This window comes from Arthrobacter sp. HS15c, assembly GCF_040812005.1.
GTDB lineage: Bacteria > Actinomycetota > Actinomycetes > Actinomycetales > Micrococcaceae > Arthrobacter.
The window spans coordinates 198,920-214,729 of the sequence record NZ_JBFOHM010000004.1 but is presented as its reverse complement, the minus strand read 5'-3'; the positions used below and the strand labels follow the sequence as shown (position 1 = coordinate 214,729).

17 protein-coding genes are annotated in these 15,810 nt (G+C 66.5%); 10 read left to right on the top strand and 7 right to left on the bottom strand.

What is annotated here, in order from left to right; translation table 11 throughout:
• The first annotated feature begins 353 nt into the window (after positions 1-353).
• From ABV518_RS07915 to ABV518_RS07880, 8 genes are all read left to right on the top strand, one after another.
• Positions 354-2,846, top strand: a complete 2,493-nt coding sequence (locus ABV518_RS07915; protein ID WP_367766335.1) for an ATP-dependent Clp protease ATP-binding subunit — start codon at positions 354-356, stop codon at positions 2,844-2,846.
• A gap of 395 nt (positions 2,847-3,241) precedes the next feature.
• Positions 3,242-5,371, top strand: a complete 2,130-nt coding sequence (locus ABV518_RS07910) for a prolyl oligopeptidase family serine peptidase (protein WP_367766333.1) — start codon at positions 3,242-3,244, stop codon at positions 5,369-5,371.
• Positions 5,372-5,873: 502 nt separating this feature from the next.
• Complete coding sequence (locus ABV518_RS07905; protein WP_367766332.1) at positions 5,874-6,383, top strand: amino-acid N-acetyltransferase; 510 nt, start codon at positions 5,874-5,876, stop codon at positions 6,381-6,383.
• Positions 6,384-6,695: 312 nt separating this feature from the next.
• Entirely contained in the window at positions 6,696-7,697 is a 1,002-nt protein-coding gene (gene dhaK, locus ABV518_RS07900; RefSeq protein ID WP_367766331.1) for a dihydroxyacetone kinase subunit DhaK, read from the top strand.
• Between the two features lie 2 nt (positions 7,698-7,699).
• Positions 7,700-8,332, top strand: coding sequence for a dihydroxyacetone kinase subunit DhaL (gene dhaL, locus ABV518_RS07895; protein WP_131132359.1), 633 nt, complete (start codon positions 7,700-7,702; stop codon positions 8,330-8,332).
• Positions 8,329-9,027, top strand: coding sequence for a dihydroxyacetone kinase phosphoryl donor subunit DhaM (gene dhaM / locus ABV518_RS07890; RefSeq protein WP_367766330.1), 699 nt, complete (start codon positions 8,329-8,331; stop codon positions 9,025-9,027). Before dhaL ends, dhaM begins: the two co-directional genes overlap by 4 nt.
• A gap of 79 nt (positions 9,028-9,106) precedes the next feature.
• A complete protein-coding gene (locus ABV518_RS07885; protein ID WP_367766329.1) occupies positions 9,107-9,283 on the top strand; it encodes a hypothetical protein in 177 nt (58 codons plus the stop codon).
• A gap of 106 nt (positions 9,284-9,389) precedes the next feature.
• Positions 9,390-9,671, top strand: coding sequence for a hypothetical protein (locus ABV518_RS07880; RefSeq protein ID WP_367766328.1), 282 nt, complete (start codon positions 9,390-9,392; stop codon positions 9,669-9,671).
• Positions 9,672-9,678: 7 nt separating this feature from the next.
• On the opposite strand, the gene ABV518_RS07875 is transcribed toward ABV518_RS07880, so the two are convergent.
• The 4 genes from ABV518_RS07875 to ABV518_RS07860 form a co-directional block, all read right to left on the bottom strand.
• Positions 9,679-10,170, bottom strand: coding sequence for a hypothetical protein (locus tag ABV518_RS07875; RefSeq protein WP_367766327.1), 492 nt, complete (start codon positions 10,168-10,170; stop codon positions 9,679-9,681).
• A gap of 37 nt (positions 10,171-10,207) precedes the next feature.
• A complete protein-coding gene (locus ABV518_RS07870; protein ID WP_367766326.1) occupies positions 10,208-10,639 on the bottom strand; it encodes a DUF3592 domain-containing protein in 432 nt (143 codons plus the stop codon).
• A 3-nt stretch (positions 10,640-10,642) separates the two neighbouring features.
• A complete protein-coding gene (locus ABV518_RS07865; RefSeq protein WP_367766325.1) occupies positions 10,643-11,074 on the bottom strand; it encodes a DUF3592 domain-containing protein in 432 nt (143 codons plus the stop codon).
• 66 nt (positions 11,075-11,140) lie between these two features.
• A complete protein-coding gene (locus ABV518_RS07860) occupies positions 11,141-12,238 on the bottom strand; it encodes an A/G-specific adenine glycosylase (protein ID WP_367766324.1) in 1,098 nt (365 codons plus the stop codon).
• A 64-nt stretch (positions 12,239-12,302) separates the two neighbouring features.
• Between ABV518_RS07860 and ABV518_RS07855 the strand changes: the two genes are divergently transcribed.
• Complete coding sequence (locus ABV518_RS07855) at positions 12,303-12,977, top strand: hypothetical protein (protein ID WP_367766323.1); 675 nt, start codon at positions 12,303-12,305, stop codon at positions 12,975-12,977.
• Between the two features lie 129 nt (positions 12,978-13,106).
• Here ABV518_RS07855 and disA read toward each other — a convergent pair whose 3' ends face one another.
• Both disA and ABV518_RS07845 read right to left on the bottom strand, forming a co-directional pair.
• Entirely contained in the window at positions 13,107-14,183 is a 1,077-nt protein-coding gene (disA, locus tag ABV518_RS07850; RefSeq protein ID WP_131132367.1) for a DNA integrity scanning diadenylate cyclase DisA, read from the bottom strand.
• Positions 14,184-14,436: 253 nt separating this feature from the next.
• The gene (locus ABV518_RS07845) at positions 14,437-14,979 is read right to left on the bottom strand and encodes a TOPRIM nucleotidyl transferase/hydrolase domain-containing protein (RefSeq protein ID WP_367766321.1); all 543 of its coding nucleotides are present in this window, start codon (positions 14,977-14,979) and stop codon (positions 14,437-14,439) included.
• A gap of 146 nt (positions 14,980-15,125) precedes the next feature.
• Between ABV518_RS07845 and ABV518_RS07840 the strand changes: the two genes are divergently transcribed.
• On the top strand, positions 15,126-15,482 hold the full coding sequence (locus ABV518_RS07840; protein ID WP_367766320.1) for a hypothetical protein: 357 nt from the start codon (positions 15,126-15,128) through the stop codon (positions 15,480-15,482).
• 40 nt (positions 15,483-15,522) lie between these two features.
• Here ABV518_RS07840 and ABV518_RS07835 read toward each other — a convergent pair whose 3' ends face one another.
• Complete coding sequence (locus tag ABV518_RS07835) at positions 15,523-15,750, bottom strand: hypothetical protein (protein WP_367766319.1); 228 nt, start codon at positions 15,748-15,750, stop codon at positions 15,523-15,525.
• Positions 15,751-15,810: the final 60 nt, after the last annotated feature.

The window sequence follows — 15,810 nt, the reverse complement described above, 5'->3', positions numbered from 1 at the left end:
AGGGTTTTTTGCTGCCAATAGAAGAATGTGCAAGGGTCGCGCGCGTAGCCCCAGAAAAGCCGTTGCTGCCAGTCCGGGACCCCCGCTCGAATTAGCCCTCCCGAATCGACGCGTGGCGGAAGGCTTGAATGTCTGGAAAAGCGCGTCCCGGCGGTTTACGGCAATCCTTGGAGCTTTGTTCCTTGCCTTAGCCGCACCACTTGGTGCAACCGATGCCTGGGCATCCTGGCCTGAAGGGAAGCCGGCAGAGGATATTCCCGCACCGGTCCCGGTTTCCCCTGTGGCGAACACGCTCCACAAGACTGGGTCGGCCACGTAGCATCAAAGTACGTCGTAGCTAGGAGTGTGGCGAAATGTTTGAGCGATTTACGGACCGTGCCCGTCGCGTAGTTGTGCTTGCCCAAGAAGAGGCACGCATGCTGAACCACAATTACATTGGTACCGAACACATCCTCTTGGGTCTGATCCATGAAGGTGAGGGCGTTGCCGCCAAGGCTCTTGAGTCCTTGAGCATTTCGCTCGACGGCGTGCGCGAGCAGGTGCAGGAGATTATCGGCCAGGGCCAGCAGGCCCCGTCCGGCCACATCCCCTTCACCCCCCGCGCCAAGAAGGTGCTGGAGCTCTCCCTGAGGGAAGCCCTGCAGCTGGGCCATAACTACATCGGCACGGAGCACATCCTGCTGGGACTCATCCGCGAGGGTGAGGGTGTTGCTGCCCAGGTGCTGGTGAAGCTCGGCGCAGACCTCAACCGCGTCCGCCAGCAGGTCATCCAGCTTCTCTCCGGCTACCAGGGCAAGGAAACCACCGGCTCTGGCGTCGGTGCCGGCCAGCCCGAAGGCACGCCTGCCGGTTCCGTGGTCCTGGACCAGTTCGGCCGCAACCTGACCCAGGCTGCCCGCGAGAACAAGCTGGACCCGGTCATTGGACGCGAATCCGAAATGGAACGCGTCATGCAGGTTCTGTCGCGCCGCACCAAGAACAACCCTGTCCTGATCGGCGAGCCCGGCGTCGGCAAGACCGCCGTCGTCGAAGGCCTCGCCCAGGCGATCGTCCGCGGCGACGTCCCGGAAACCATCAAGGACAAGCAGCTGTACACCCTGGACCTCGGGTCCCTGGTGGCAGGCTCGCGGTACCGCGGTGACTTCGAAGAGCGCCTCAAGAAGGTCCTCAAGGAGATCCGCACCCGCGGCGACATCATCCTCTTCATTGACGAGATCCACACCCTCGTCGGTGCCGGCGCCGCCGAAGGTGCCATCGATGCCGCGTCCATCCTGAAGCCCATGCTGGCCCGCGGTGAACTGCAGACCATCGGTGCCACCACGCTGGACGAGTACCGCAAGCACATCGAGAAGGACGCCGCCCTGGAGCGCCGCTTCCAGCCGATCCAGGTCAAGGAGCCCTCCGTTGCGCACGCAATCGAGATCCTCAAGGGCCTGCGTGACCGCTACGAGGCGCACCACCGCGTCACCATCACCGACGGCGCCCTCGCCTCGGCCGCCAGCCTCTCCGAGCGCTACATCTCGGACCGCTTCCTGCCGGACAAGGCCATCGACCTGATCGACGAGGCCGGCGCCCGGCTGCGCATCCGCCGGATGACCGCCCCGCCGGAGCTGAAGGCCATGGACGAGCGGATCGCCAAGCTCAAGATGGAGAAGGAGTCCGCGATTGACGCGCAGGACTTCGAAGGTGCTGCCGCGCTCCGCGACAAGGAGCAGAAGCTCATTACCGAGCGCTCCGAGAAGGAACGCCACTGGAAGACCGGCGGCATGGACGACATCTCCGAGGTGGATGAGGATCTCATCGCCGAGGTGCTGGCCAACTCCACGGGCATCCCGGTCTTCAAGCTGACCGAGGAAGAGTCCTCACGCCTGCTGAAGATGGAAGACGAACTGCACAAGCGCGTGGTGGGCCAAAACGAGGCCATCAAGGCCCTGTCCCAGGCAATCCGCCGCACCCGAGCAGGGCTCAAGGACCCCAAGCGGCCCGGCGGCTCGTTCATCTTCGCCGGCCCCACCGGCGTCGGCAAGACCGAGCTGGCCAAGGCGCTGGCGGAGTTCCTGTTCGGTGAAGAGGACGCCCTCATCACGCTGGACATGTCCGAGTACTCCGAGAAGCACACGGTGTCGCGCCTCTTCGGTGCTCCTCCGGGCTACGTCGGCTACGAGGAAGGCGGACAGCTGACCGAGAAGGTCCGCCGCCGTCCGTTCTCCGTGGTCCTGTTCGACGAAGTTGAAAAGGCCCACGCGGACCTCTTCAACTCGCTGCTGCAGATCCTGGAAGACGGCCGCCTGACCGACTCCCAGGGCCGTGTGGTGGACTTCAAGAACACCGTGATCATCATGACCACCAACCTCGGCACCCGGGACATCTCCAAGAGCGTTGCCACCGGTTTCCAGTCCGGCACCGACACCCAGACCGGCTACAACCGGATGCGTGCCCGCGTGACGGAGGAGCTCAAGCAGCACTTCCGCCCGGAGTTCCTGAACCGTGTGGATGACGTTGTGGTGTTCCCGCAGCTGACGCAGGACGAGATCATCGAGATCGTGGACCTGTTCGTTGGCCGGCTGGAGAAGCGCCTCAAGGACAAGGACATGGGCATCGAGCTCACGCCCAAGGCCAAGGTGCTCCTGGCCACCCGCGGCTACGATCCCGCCATGGGTGCCCGGCCGCTGCGCCGCACCATCCAGCGCGAGATCGAGGACCAGCTCTCCGAGAAGATCCTCTTCGGCGAAATCCACGCCGGCGACATCGTTGTGGTGGATGTGGACGGCGACGGAGACGAAGCCAAGTTCACCTTCGCCGGCAACGCCAAGCCGCGCATCCCGGAAATCGCTCCGAGCGCCTAAGCACCAAAGCAAAGGCCCCGCCGGCTCCCGAAACGGAGCAGGCGGGGCCTTTCGCTTTGCCCTTCTGTCTAGCCAGGGTGCTGTACGACCTTGGCTGGGGCGCTCCGGTACCGGCGCCATTTGCCGCTTGCTGCTCCTTCGTCGCTCTGACGCAAGCTACACAAATGCCCCCGGCACCCTCGCTTCGCTGAAGGTGCGCCGGCCCCAGGCGGCGGCGGTCAGGCATTTGTGTAGGCGCCGTCAAAGCGAGGAACGAGCAGGCGCCGGCAAATGTCTCGGCCGACGGCGCCCAGCCAACCACGGGCGCTGGCTTGGGGGAGCGACATGGGTGCTGCGCCGGTCGTCGTCGGGCGTGGAGGTTTGTGGTGCGGGGCACAGTCGGGTTGAATCGGGGCATGGCAACTGAGAACCCGGCGATCCCGGGCGAGCAACCTGAAACCCCTTTCCACGACCTTGACCATTACCTGTCCATCCCGCGCGTCAGCGGCCTGTCCCTGAGTCCGGACGGCCGCAGGCTGGTCACCACCGTGTCCACCCTCAACGGCAAAGGCACCGAATTCGCCACCGCCCTCTGGGAGCTTGATCCGTCCGGGGAACGGCACGCCCGGCGCATCACCCGCAGCGCCAAGGGCGAGGCCGGAGCCGCCTTCGCGGCCAACGCCGACGTCTACTTCACGTCGGCACGCCCGGATCCGGACAGCCCGGAGGGTGATCCGGTCAGCGCACTCTGGCTCCTGCCGGCCGACGGCGGTGAGGCCCGTGTTGTCCTCTCGCGTCCCGGCGGCGTTGGCGCCGTCATGGCCGCCCGGAACGCGGATGCCACCTTCGTCACGGCCGAACTCCTGACCGGCTCAACCGACGAGGAAAACGACGCCGAGCGCCGCAAATCCCGCAAGGACAATAAAGTTTCCGCCATCCTGCACAGCGAATACCCGGTCCGCTACTGGGACGCCGACCTGGGGCCGGGGCAGCCGCGGATCTTCGCCGTCGAAGCCGGCGAGGAGAAGGAACCCGGCAAACCGGCCACCGTTGATGCGGCACCGCCGCTACGGCTCCGCAACCTCACCCCCGACGCAGGCCCGCGGCTCCGCGAGGCCGAAACGGTGGTCAGCCCGGACGGCCGGACCATCTACACGAGCTACACCAAGCCCCTGGCCAAGGCTGACAGCCGCTCAGTGCTGGTGGCCGTGGATGTGGCCACCGCGAGCCAGAAGGTGCTCCTGGACGAGGTGGGCATGAGCTACTTCCCGGGGCCGGTCAGCCCGGACGGGAACACCATCGTGGTGCTCAGCGAGAGCGACACCACCCCGCACGAGGCGCCGCAGGTCAAACTGCACCTGCTGGACGTTTCGGGTAAGGCGGACGGTCCCGCCGGCAACAACGGCCTCACCCCGCTGGTGCCTGACTGGGACCGCTGGGCCAAACCGGCGGCATGGCTGCCGGACGGTTCGGGCCTCCTCGTCACCGCGGACGACGACGGCGCGTCGCCCGTTTTCCGGATCAGCGTTCCGGCGTCTGCGGCTGAAGTGAGCGTCACCCGGGTGACGCAGGACGCCTCGGCGTACACCGACGTCGTGGTTTCCCCTGAAGGCCGCAGCGCCTACGCTCTGCGCAGTTCCTACGAATTCCCGCCCGAGGCCGTCCGGATCGACCTGGAAACAGGCGAGACAACCAGGCTGCCCGCTCCGGCGGAGCGGCCAAGCTACCCCGGCAGGCTGGAACGGCTGGCAGCAACTGCGCCGGACGGCACCCGCGTGCCCGCCTACCTGGCACTGCCCGACGGCGCGTCGGCTGAATCGCCCGCGCCCATGCTGCTGTGGATCCACGGCGGCCCGCTGGGATCATGGAATGCCTGGACCTGGCGCTGGAATCCCTGGCTTCTCACGGCGAAGGGGTACGCGGTGCTGCTGCCCGATCCGGCGCTGTCCACCGGCTACGGCCAAGCACACATCCAGCGGGGCTGGGGCGAATGGGGCAAGGCCCCGTTCACGGACCTGATGGCCGTCACCGATACTGCCGTGGCGCGTCCGGACATCGAAGAGACCCGGACAGCCGCCATGGGCGGGTCCTTTGGCGGCTACATGGCCAACTGGGTGGCAGGCCAGACGGACCGCTTCAAGGCTATCGTTACGCACGCCAGCCTCTGGGCCCTGGACCAGTTCGGCCCCACCACGGACGCCTCCCAGTACTGGCTCAAGGAAATGACCGAGGAGATGGCCCTCGACAACTCGCCGCACCTCCATGTCGAAAAGATCAGCACGCCCATGCTGGTGATCCATGGCGACAAGGACTACCGCGTGCCCGTCGGCGAAGGCCTGCGGCTCTGGTACGAACTCCTCTCCAAGTCGCAGCTGGCCGCGGACGGGGACGGCCAGACCCCGCACCGCTTCCTCTACTTCCCGGACGAGAACCACTGGATCCTGCAGCCGCAGCACGCCAAGGTCTGGTACGGCGTGGTGGAAAGCTTCCTCGCGAAGAACGTGCTGGACGAGGACTTGTCTTTGCCGCCCGAGCTCGGTCTGTAAGCTCCGGCTCGAAGGCAGGAGCGTGGCTGGGACGCTCCGGTACCGGCGCCATTTGCCGCTTGCTGCTCCTTCGTCGCTTTGACGCAAGCTACACAAATGCCCCCGGCACCCTCGCTCGGCGCCGAGGGTCACCGGATGTGGCTATGTCCCAGCCTCCTTCGCCTTGTGCCGGGCGTCACCTGGGATGCACGCAATGTACATGCCCCCTTCTTCGCCCGGCGGCGTCACGCAGGGCACGGTTTTGGGTTGTAGGTCGGGCGCAAACCCCGACATTGCTAGGCGGAGGTGGCGCTGGGGTGCCAAAACCGTGTCGGGCGTGACGCTTGATGCGACTGACGCACGAGGCGCGGACCGCCAGGCATTTGTGTAGGCGCCGTCAAAGCGACGAAGGAGCAGGCGCCGGCAAATGTCTGGGGGTTGGCGCCGTACTTGGCACCGGTACCGGAACGCCCCAACAGGCGCAGTCCCGCGGACAGTACTCGCGCCTCGTAGGATTGACCCTGTGACTGACTCCTTCCAAATCCGCCCTGCCCGCACCGGCGATGTGGCCGCCATTAAGAGACTGGTGGCACCGCTGGCGGACCAGCGGATCCTGATGGCCAAGGAGACGGTGGCCTATTACGAGAGCCTGCAGGAGTTCCGGATCGCAGAATCGGCCGACGGCGAAGTCATCGGCTGCGGCGCCCTGCACGTGATGTGGGAGGACCTGGCCGAAGTCCGAACCCTTGCCGCGTCGGACGCGTGGCGGGGCAAGGGCGTGGGCCACGTGCTGGTGGAGAGCCTGCTCGAGGAAGCCCGCGCGCTCGGCGTAGCCCGCGTCTTCTGCCTCACCTTCGAGGTGGACTTCTTCAGGCGGCACGGCTTCGACGTGATGGAGGACCAGTCCGCCGTGGATCCGGTGGTCTACTCCGAGCTGCTCCGCTCCCATGACGAAGGTGTGGCCGAATTCCTTGACCTCGCGCGGGTTAAGCCCAACACTCTGGGCAATACCCGCATGATCAAGTTCCTCTAACCTCCACCGCCGCACCCAAAGCAGCCGCCCCGTTCAACAGCAGCCCCGCCGTCCCCGGACGGCGGGGCTGCGTCATGTCAGGACATCCCCTTGCTTTAGTCGATTTGATGGATAAACTATGGAAGGCCTGTGTTTGGGGGCACGTGCGCAAGGGACAGTCATTGGGGGCTGTCCCTTCGTCGTTCCCGGGCTGGGCTGGCGTCAGGGCGAAATGACTTGGGCTCGCGGCAAGCGGCCGGAACTACCGCAGGTTCGGCGGCGGTAGTAGGGTCAAAGTGACACCCGCCAGACGGACCGCCCGGGAGCGCCGCCATGAAAAAACTCATCAATGATCCCCGTGCTGTGGTGGACGAGTCGGTGGACGGCTTTGGCTTGGCCCACGCGGATCTGGTCGCTGTCAATGTGGAGCCCCGGTTCATCACCCGCAGGGACGCGCCGGTGGCCGGGAAGGTGGGGCTGGTTTCCGGCGGGGGAAGCGGCCACGAGCCGCTGCATGCAGGTTTCGTTGGCATGGGAATGCTCGACGCCGCCGTGCCGGGGGCGGTGTTCACCTCACCGACGCCGGACCAGATCCTCCCGGCGACGCAGGCAGTTGACTCCGGCGCCGGCGTCGTCCATATCGTCAAGAATTACACCGGCGATGTGCTGAATTTCGAAACCGCCGCCGAGTTGGCCGAAGCGGAAGGCGTGCGGGTCCGCACCGTCCTGGTGAACGACGACGTCGCCGTGGAGGACTCGCTGTACACGGCCGGGCGGCGGGGCGTGGGCGGCACCGTGCTGGTGGAGAAGATTGCCGGGGCCGCTGCTGAGCGGGGCGATAACCTGGACACGGTCGCTGCCATCGGGGAACGGGTGAACAGCAACGTCCGGACCATGGGCGTCGCGCTGTCGGCATGTACCGTGCCGCATGCCGGCTCGCCCAGTTTCGACCTGGAAGACAACGAGATCGAGATCGGCATAGGGATCCACGGCGAACCCGGCCGGCACAAGATCCCGCTGGAAGACGCGGACACCATCACGGACATGCTGCTGGAACCCGTGCTCAGCGACCTGGGCATCGCCGCGGGTGACAAGGTGCTCCTGTTCGTCAACGGAATGGGCGGGACGCCGCTGAGCGAGCTCTACATTGTGTACCGCCGTGCCGCCCGGGTGATCGCGGACAAGGGCGCCACCGTGGAGCGCTCGCTGGTGGGGAACTACATCACTGCCTTGGAGATGCAGGGCTGCTCCATTTCCGTCCTTCGGCTGGACGATGAGCTGACCGGGCTCTGGGACGCCCCGGTGCACACGGCCGCCCTGCGTTGGGGAGTGTAGCCATGGTGCTCGACGCGAACTGGGCCGTGAAGTGGCTGACGCTCTGCGCGCAGGCCATGGCGGAAAACCGGGTGTGGCTCATCGAGCTGGACCGCGCCATCGGGGACTCGGACCACGGCGAAAACATGGACCGCGGCTTCCAGGCAGTGCTGGACAAACTTGCCGAGGTGCCGCCTGAGACGCCAGGGGCCGCACTCAAGCTGACGGCCATGACGCTGATATCCAAGGTGGGCGGCGCTGCCGGTCCTCTGTACGGAACTGCTTTCCTCCGGGCCGCAGCCTCGCTGGGCGACACTGTGGAAGTGGAACCGGCAGCTTTTGCCGGGGCCCTGCTCGCAGCCAGGGACGGCATTGTGGCCCGAGGAAAGGCGGAGCCGGGTGACAAGACCATGGTGGACGCGTGGACGCCGGCCGCCGAAGCTGCCGTTGCGGCCGCCGCGGACGGGGCAGGCAGCGTCCTTGAGGTCCTGGTGGCCGCCGCCGAAGCCGCCGAGGCAGGCGCGGCCGCCACGGATCCAATGGTGGCCCGTAAGGGACGCGCCAGCTACTTGGGGGAGCGGAGCGCCGGCCACCGCGATCCGGGAGCGGCCTCCAGCGCCCTGATCCTCCGCGCGGCAGTCGGGGCCGCGGCGTGACCGTTGCCCTGGTTGTGGTTTCCCATAGTGAAAAGATTGCCGACGGCGCCGCGGAACTTGCCGCGCAGATGGCACCTGATGTTTCCATTGCGACCGCCGGGGGCACCACGGACGGGCGGATCGGCACCAGCCTGGAAAAGGTCATGGCTGCCCTCGAACAGGCTGCCGGCGCGGACGGCGTGGTGATCCTGACCGATCTGGGATCCGCCGTGATGACTGCGGAATCCGCTTTGGAGTTTGCGGGGGAGCCCGACGGCGTGCTGCTGGCTCACGCTCCCTTGGTTGAGGGGCTGGTGGCTGCCGCGGTGGCGGCGCAGGGCGGCGCGGACGTGCACGCCGTCAAGCGTGCGGCGGAAGCGGTGTACGGCTCCGCGACGGGAGTGCCGCCGTCGTCCTCCCTCAGTGCCGTCGAGGAGGGCTCGGTGACAGGGGCAGGACCGGAGTTCACCGGCGACTTCGAACTCATCAACCAGGCGGGCATGCATGCACGCCCGGCCGCCAAAATCGCCGGCGGACTCTCATCGCTGGACGCGCGCGTGACCGTCAACGGCTTGGACGGGACCTCAATGACGGCGCTGATGACCCTGGCAGCGGGAAAGGGCTCGGTGCTGCACGTGGAAGCCTGGGGCCTCGATGCCGAGCGGGCAGTGAACTATGTTGGCGGGCTGGTCCAGGCCGGATTCGGCGAGCCGTAGGATCTGGCCGGTGCCATCTTTGGTCCCTCCACGGTGTGTTCACCCTGTCCTGTCAGGGCCTGCGAATATCATCGATGCCATGGAACGGCTCGACATCGACGACAACTGCCCGCCGCTGGTGGTTCTGGACGGACAGACATCCATCGAGGAACTCTTCGCCGAACTTGGATTCGAGTGGCGGGCCGACCAGGGCATCGTAGGATTCGGTGTTGGTGCCCCCGCAGGCGGAATGACGGGGCAGGCCACCCTGTTCTGACTGGCCTGTTCTGACGGGCGCGAACTCATCACCCGGGGTTCATCCGCCGTTAAGGGTGGTGCACTAGATTGTCCCTTCAGGCACTCTCTGCTCGAAGGGATCCATCATGGCCAACATTGCTGAAATTCTGGGCAGGCTAACCCCTGAAGAACTCGACGGACTGCGGGACCTAGGCCCGCAGGGCCATCTGACAAAGCCACTCGTGGAAGCCCTTGACCGGGCCGCCGGAGGAGCTGGAGCAGGCCGCGGCTACTACGTGCCCACCGGAAGCGTGAGTGAGACCGGCGGCCCCCATCTCGTCCTGCGCAGCGACGTCTCCGCGTGGCTTTTCGGGACAGCCCCGCAGGTACCCCACACGGGGGCGTCCGACCCGGCAGCCCAGCAGTAGCCGGGGGTCAGGGAGCCTGGCGCAACCCGCCGGCGTCGAGCACCACGGAAGCGGTAACAAACCTTCCGCACTGCTCGCCGTAGGGGAAGTCGCCGCGGGGACGGAAGTCCAGCGACCGCACCGGCAACGCTGACCCGTTGGGGGAGGTTCCGGTGGCCGTCACTGCCATCGGCGACTCGGTCAGGGAATCCAGGAACAGCATGCCGATCATGGTTCCGTCAGGCGACACCGTGGCCGAACAGGAACCGTCCGGCCTGCAGCCCTGATCGATGGACACACTGCCCTGGCGCAGCTCCAGGGCATCCTCCGTGCACACGCCGTCCTGGCAGGCTCTCAGGCGCAGGGTGCCCACCTGGGGCACGTAGGGGGCCTCCACGGTGACTGATACCACCGACGCCTGTGCGATCGCCGGGCACGGCGTCTCGTAAGGGAAGTAGTAGCAGCCAGAGGTGAGCGCCGTCGTCGATATCAGTGCCAGAACTACCCCGGACTTGCGCATACTTCAGCGTAGGACGGGCGGGCCGGAGCCCGCACTTCTACCAGGAAACTGACGCAAACATCGTTATTGCCAGCACGCCGAAGGTCACCAGAATGAGACCTGTGGCCAGCCTGCCCCTGGCAACAACGAAGATCGGCAGCGTGGATTCCGCCGGGTTGGCCGGGTTGTAAGCCACCGGAATGGTGCTGCCGATGATCGCCTGGTCCCGGCTGTAGATGTCGGACTGCCCCAGCCACCGCTGGCCGTTGGCGTCGGCGAATTCATACGAGGGCGCGAAGCGGTCGCGTCCGTTGCTGGCGGGCCCGTCTTCGCCGTGGAGGTTTCCCGTGACGGTGGCGGATGCGTGTGGCCAGCCGGCAATCGAGCGTTGCCTGCGGAAAGATGCGGACAGCGACAAACCCGCCAGGATCAGGCCTAGCACCAGGAAAAGTCCAGGCAGGACAATAAAGAGCAGTTTCAGGGCATCCATGGATCAGCCCACCGGGAAGATGCCGACGAACCAGAACGAGACCAGGGCGAACACCGCAAAGAACGGAACCAGGCAGCCCAGGACCATCTTGGACTCCGCCGCCACCTGGAACGACTGGTTGGGATTCGCCGGGTTGTAGGCCACCTCGAGGAGCGATCCGGGTACCTGCTGGTTTGCGTATGAAACCTCGGATTCGCCGGCATACAGAGTTCCGTTGGGGTCAGCGAACTGGTAGGTGGGGTAGAAGCGCCTGCTCCGCGTTGAGCCGCCTCCGCCATGTGTCCAGCCCGCGATGTTGCCGGTCACTGTTGCCTGCGCCTTGGGCCAGTTTGCGATCAGTTTCTCGTGGCGCCTGGTCTTGCGCAGTGTGTGGATAAAGGCAAAAATGACGCCCGCCACAAACAGCGCCCAGATAATGTAAAGCACGATTTTCATGGAATTCCCCCGGTTCCGGTCACCAAGAAGTATGCCATCCGGCCGGGGAGGGGTGTTGTCACAGGCTCACGCCGGCAGTCGGTAGCCGCCCTGGTGCAGCTCGGCCAGGCCGTCGCTGAGGAGCCCTGCCAGCGCCCGTTCCAGCTGTTCCGGCGCGCAGTTCAGCCGGTGCAGGGCGGCCAGCGGCACTCCGATCCCCTCCGGCGCGAAACCGAGGTCCGCCGGTTCCTGCGTGAACATCTCCGGCGGCACCGGCGTGTCAGCGACCCGCAGCACGGCCATCACGGCTCCGCGGACCTGGCGGTCGGTGCCGTGCCACGCCTGCCCCTTCGGTACGTACGACGGCGGCGGCTCGCCTGCCGCCAGCCAGGCACAGGAGTCCCGCACGGGGCACACGGCGCATTTCGGCGCCCGCGCAGTGCACACCAGCGCCCCCAACTCCATCACCGCAGCGTTCCAGCGCACGGAGGTGCCGTCGTCGTCCGGCAACAGTTCCGCGGCGAGCCGCATCTCTGCTGCCGTCAGGGAAGGGGAGGGAAGCACGACGCCGGAAATGAGCCGGGCGTGGACGCGGCGGATGTTGGTGTCCACCACGGTTTCCCGGCGGCCGAACGCGAACGCCGCCACCGCTGCGGCCGTGTAGCTGCCCACGCCGGGAAGGTCCAGGAGTTCGGTGTAGGTGCCTGGGACCTGGCCGCCGTGGTCGCGTCCGATGGCCACGGCCGCCGCGTGGAGCCGGAGCGCCCGGCGGGGATAGCCCAGCCTGCCCCAGTGGCGGACCGCTTCCCCAGCCGGTTCGGCCGCGAGGTCTGCGGGGGAAGGCCAGCGTTCCAGCCATTCCCGCCACACCGGCAGGACCCGCACCACGGGCGTCTGCTGGAGCATGATTTCGCTGACCAGCACGCCCCACGGCGAGCAGCCCGGTTCACGCCACGGGAGGTCGCGGGCCGTCTCGGCGAACCAGCTGTTGATCCCGCTGTGCAGGTGGACGGGCCCGGAGCCGTCCGCGGACGTCTGTTGCAGTTTTGTTGGCGGGGTTGCGGGGGAAAGTACTGGGGCAAGGGTTGTAGCGTCGATCCCAACACTGTAGTTGATCCGCCGTTTGGGAGGCCAAGGGGAAGCGGCCGGAGGGACCTGAGCGCCCGGAAACCAATCCGTGACCATAGCGTTGGCCGCGTGCGCGGCGTGGTGGGACAGCGGAGCCCGGCCGGTTCTCTAGCCTAGAAGGATGGGCAGGCAAGACACGTCATCAGCACGCGGCAAGGCATCCGCATCCGGTTCGCGCAGCGGACGGACGCCGAGCCCCGCCGTGTACCGGCGGCGCCGGCTGTTCGTGGGCGCGGCCCTGCTCATGGTGGCTGCCATGGTCTTCGGCGGCTTTGCTGTGGCCGGGGCGTTCAGCAGCAGCTCCGACCAGGTTTCCTCCACGGGCACCCCGACGGGCGGCCCCACTGCGGCGGCGCCGGACGCTACGCCGTCGGCATCCCCCAGCAGCACACCCACACCCACGCCAACCTGCAACCAGAACCTGGTGACCGTTTCGGCGTCCACCGACAAGGCCGCTTACGGCCCCGGTGAGAACCCGGTGCTCAGCCTCAAGGTGACCAACGGCGGGACGATGCCGTGCGAAGTGAACATCGGCACGTCGCAGATGGAGTTCCTGGTGACCAGCGGTGCGGACAGGATCTTTTCGTCCAGGGACTGCCAGGCCAAGAGCGAGGACCTGGTGAAGGTCATCGCGCCCGGCGCCAGCGAGACGGCGAACTTCCCGTGGGCGCGGAACCGCACCCTGGAAGGCTGCCAGCCCATTGAGGCTAAGCCGGGGGCCGGCGGGGCTTACTACATCTTCACGGCGAAGCTTGGCTCGAGGGCCAGCCCGAAGGCAGTGTTCCAGCTAAGCTGACCCCCCACCTTTCATCGAGTGCTCCACACAGGCCCTTTTGAGCGCCCAAAAGGGCCCCTAAGGAGCAGTCGATGGGGATTCCTGGCCGAGCTTGCGAGTCGAGGGGCCTGTGGGGCCAGTCGATGGGATCTAGAGGAAGCGGTCCAGCAGGCTGGCTTCGGCCATCCGGCTCAGGCCTTCGCGGACAGTGCGGGCGCGCTGGTCGCCGATTCCGTCCACGGTCATGAGGTCGTCAATGGTGGCCGCCATCAGGAACTGCAGGCCGCCGAAGTGGTCCACGAGGCGGTCGGCAACGGCCTTGGGGACTGCCTTGAGGCCGGACAGCAGCCGGTAGCCGCGCGGCTGCACGACGGCGTCGAGGTTGGCCTCGCCGCCGGCGAAACCGACGATCCCGGAGATCTTGCCGAGGTCGATCAGTTCCGTGGGGCCGAGGTTCACCAGGGCGCTGACGGCCTTTTCGATGTCGTCGGCGGACGCGTCCGGGCCGGCGTAGTCGCGGATGATGACGTCGCTGCCGGGGCCGCGGCCCACGGTGAGCTCATCCAGCTGGAGGGACAGCAGCCGGCCGTCCTCGCCGAGCTCCAGGACGTACTGCGATATTTCTTCCGAGATCCGGCGGACCATCTCTTGCCGCTGCAGGGTGACGGCCACGTCACGCACGGTCACCATGGCCTCGATCTCCAGGGCGGACAGCGAGCTGGTCACCTGGTCCAGACGCGAACGGTACCGCTCCAGTGTGGCCAGGGCCTGGTTGGCGCGGGCCAGGACCTTCTCGGACCCCTCCAGCACGTGGCGGAGCCCGTTCACGTACAGGGCGATGATCTGCATGGACTGGCTGACGGAAATCACGGGCACGCCGGTCTGGATGGCCACGCGTTCCGCGGTGCGGTGCCGGGTGCCGGATTCCTGTGTTTCGATGCTGGAGTCCGGAACCAGCTGGACGGCGGCGCGCAGGATGTTTCCGGCGTCCTTGTCGCAGATGATGGCGCCGTCCATTTTGGCCAGTTCGCGCAGCCGGGTGGGGGAGAAGTCGATGCCGATGTCGAAGCCGCCGGAGCAGATCGAATCAATGGTCCGGTCCGAGCCCAGCACGATCAGCGCGCCGGTGCGCCCGCGGAGGATCCGTTCCAGCCCATCACGCAACGGAGTGCCTGGAGCCACTCTGCCCAGAGTCGCCTTGAGCGATTCTTCGGGGCTCCGAGCCATAGTGTTCCCTTCAAAGGTGCGGGCTGCCGCCCGCAGGTACGCCGGTTTTACACTTCGCCGGCGGGATCAAAAGTATGCAGTTTCCTGCAAGCTCAATGATAGAGGTAAGAAATGGCAACAACCGCACGGACAAGCCCTAAAGTGCCCCATTAGGGGGCCGGCCGAAAGGGCTTGGGAACGCGTCCGACGGCGGCTGGCCGGGTGGGTGTTTTGGCCTGTTTGGGTGCCTGGCGGGCTGGGGTCCACGACCACATCAGAATGATGCAACGAGGCGGGCGAGCGGCGGAGGTGCCTGCCCTGCCGGCAGGGCATCGACAAGCAGTTGCGCGTATCGGAGCTTGTTGCCGCTGCGTCCGCCGAAGAACCGGCGCAACTGCGCGGTTACCGGCCGTTCGCGCTGCGCCGGCTGGCGTTGGAGGATCCGGAACGACGCGAGTTCGCCCTGGGCTGCGATGACGCTGAGTACGGCATCCACCCCAAGGCAACGGATGAGTTCGTCCTCCAGGTCGGCGTAACAGACCTGGAACCCAAGCTCGGCCAGTGAACCGGACCCGATACCTGCCCGGGCGAGCGCACGGGCAATGACACGGGACTCCCCTGCGTCACAGAGGCCGAGCAGCCGGTGGCCTGCGCCGGCCGGGCCGTAGCGGTCGAGGAAATGGATGATGCTTGTCGCGCCTCCCATCGGCACCACTGTCACCCGCTCGGCTGTCAGGTCATGGCCAGCGCGAAAGGCCAGCATCTCGACCGCCATCCGGTCGCTCTCACCCTCGACCAACACTGTCGTAGCCTGCATGGAACCAGTATGGCGAACGCCGGCGGGGGCGGGTGATCTCCGCGTTCCGGTACGTCTCGGTAGAGTGATTGTGTGCAGCTCACTGGAACTGGGTCCTGTTGTGAGAACTTCGACGACATTGATCCTCGTAGATCCCAAGTAATCAGATGACTCCCCACGAGCCAGCGGTGCAGAGGGCCCCGAGGAAGCGCCTGTCGCAGCAAAGGAAAAACATCGTTCGGCGCTTACCGATCATGATCTCGATCCTCGTTTTGCTGGGTTTCGCAGTGATCGGTGTTTTCCTTGAGCTTGACCGGCCGCGCCAGCAGGCGGAGATCGTATCCACCGTGGAATCCGCCGGCGGTGAGGTCGTCAAACTAAGGTGGGGCCAAGGGTTGCGCGTCACAGGCCCGTCGGGAGGCTACGTCGATGTCCTGATCGACGGTGTGTTGAGCCGCTGCTCGCTGACCGATCTGCAGGATAACCCGCCTGCCTTCAAGTGCGATCCCGAGGTCAAGCGCTAAAAGTTGCACTAGCGCATCCAGAGCGCCGCCCCCTACGGGTTCAGCTCGGCCGCTCCCGCAGGAGGCGCTCAAGGTCCCGGCTGACTTTGCGCAGCGACGCCGCCCGGAGTGCCTGCTCGTCAGTGACCGGCCCGGTCCGGCGCCGGGATGGCTCGTCAGTGGCGGCCGCGCGCCGCTGCACACCTGTCTGTATGGCTGCGCTGCCGCGCATCGCCGCCGGCACCGAAGGCGGACTCGCAAGGGGATCGAAGAAAAGGCTGCCCATCATGCGCCCCAAGTTAGCGGGGCCGGGTTTCGCGGTCTTGAACTGCCGGTTTCGTCGGCGTTA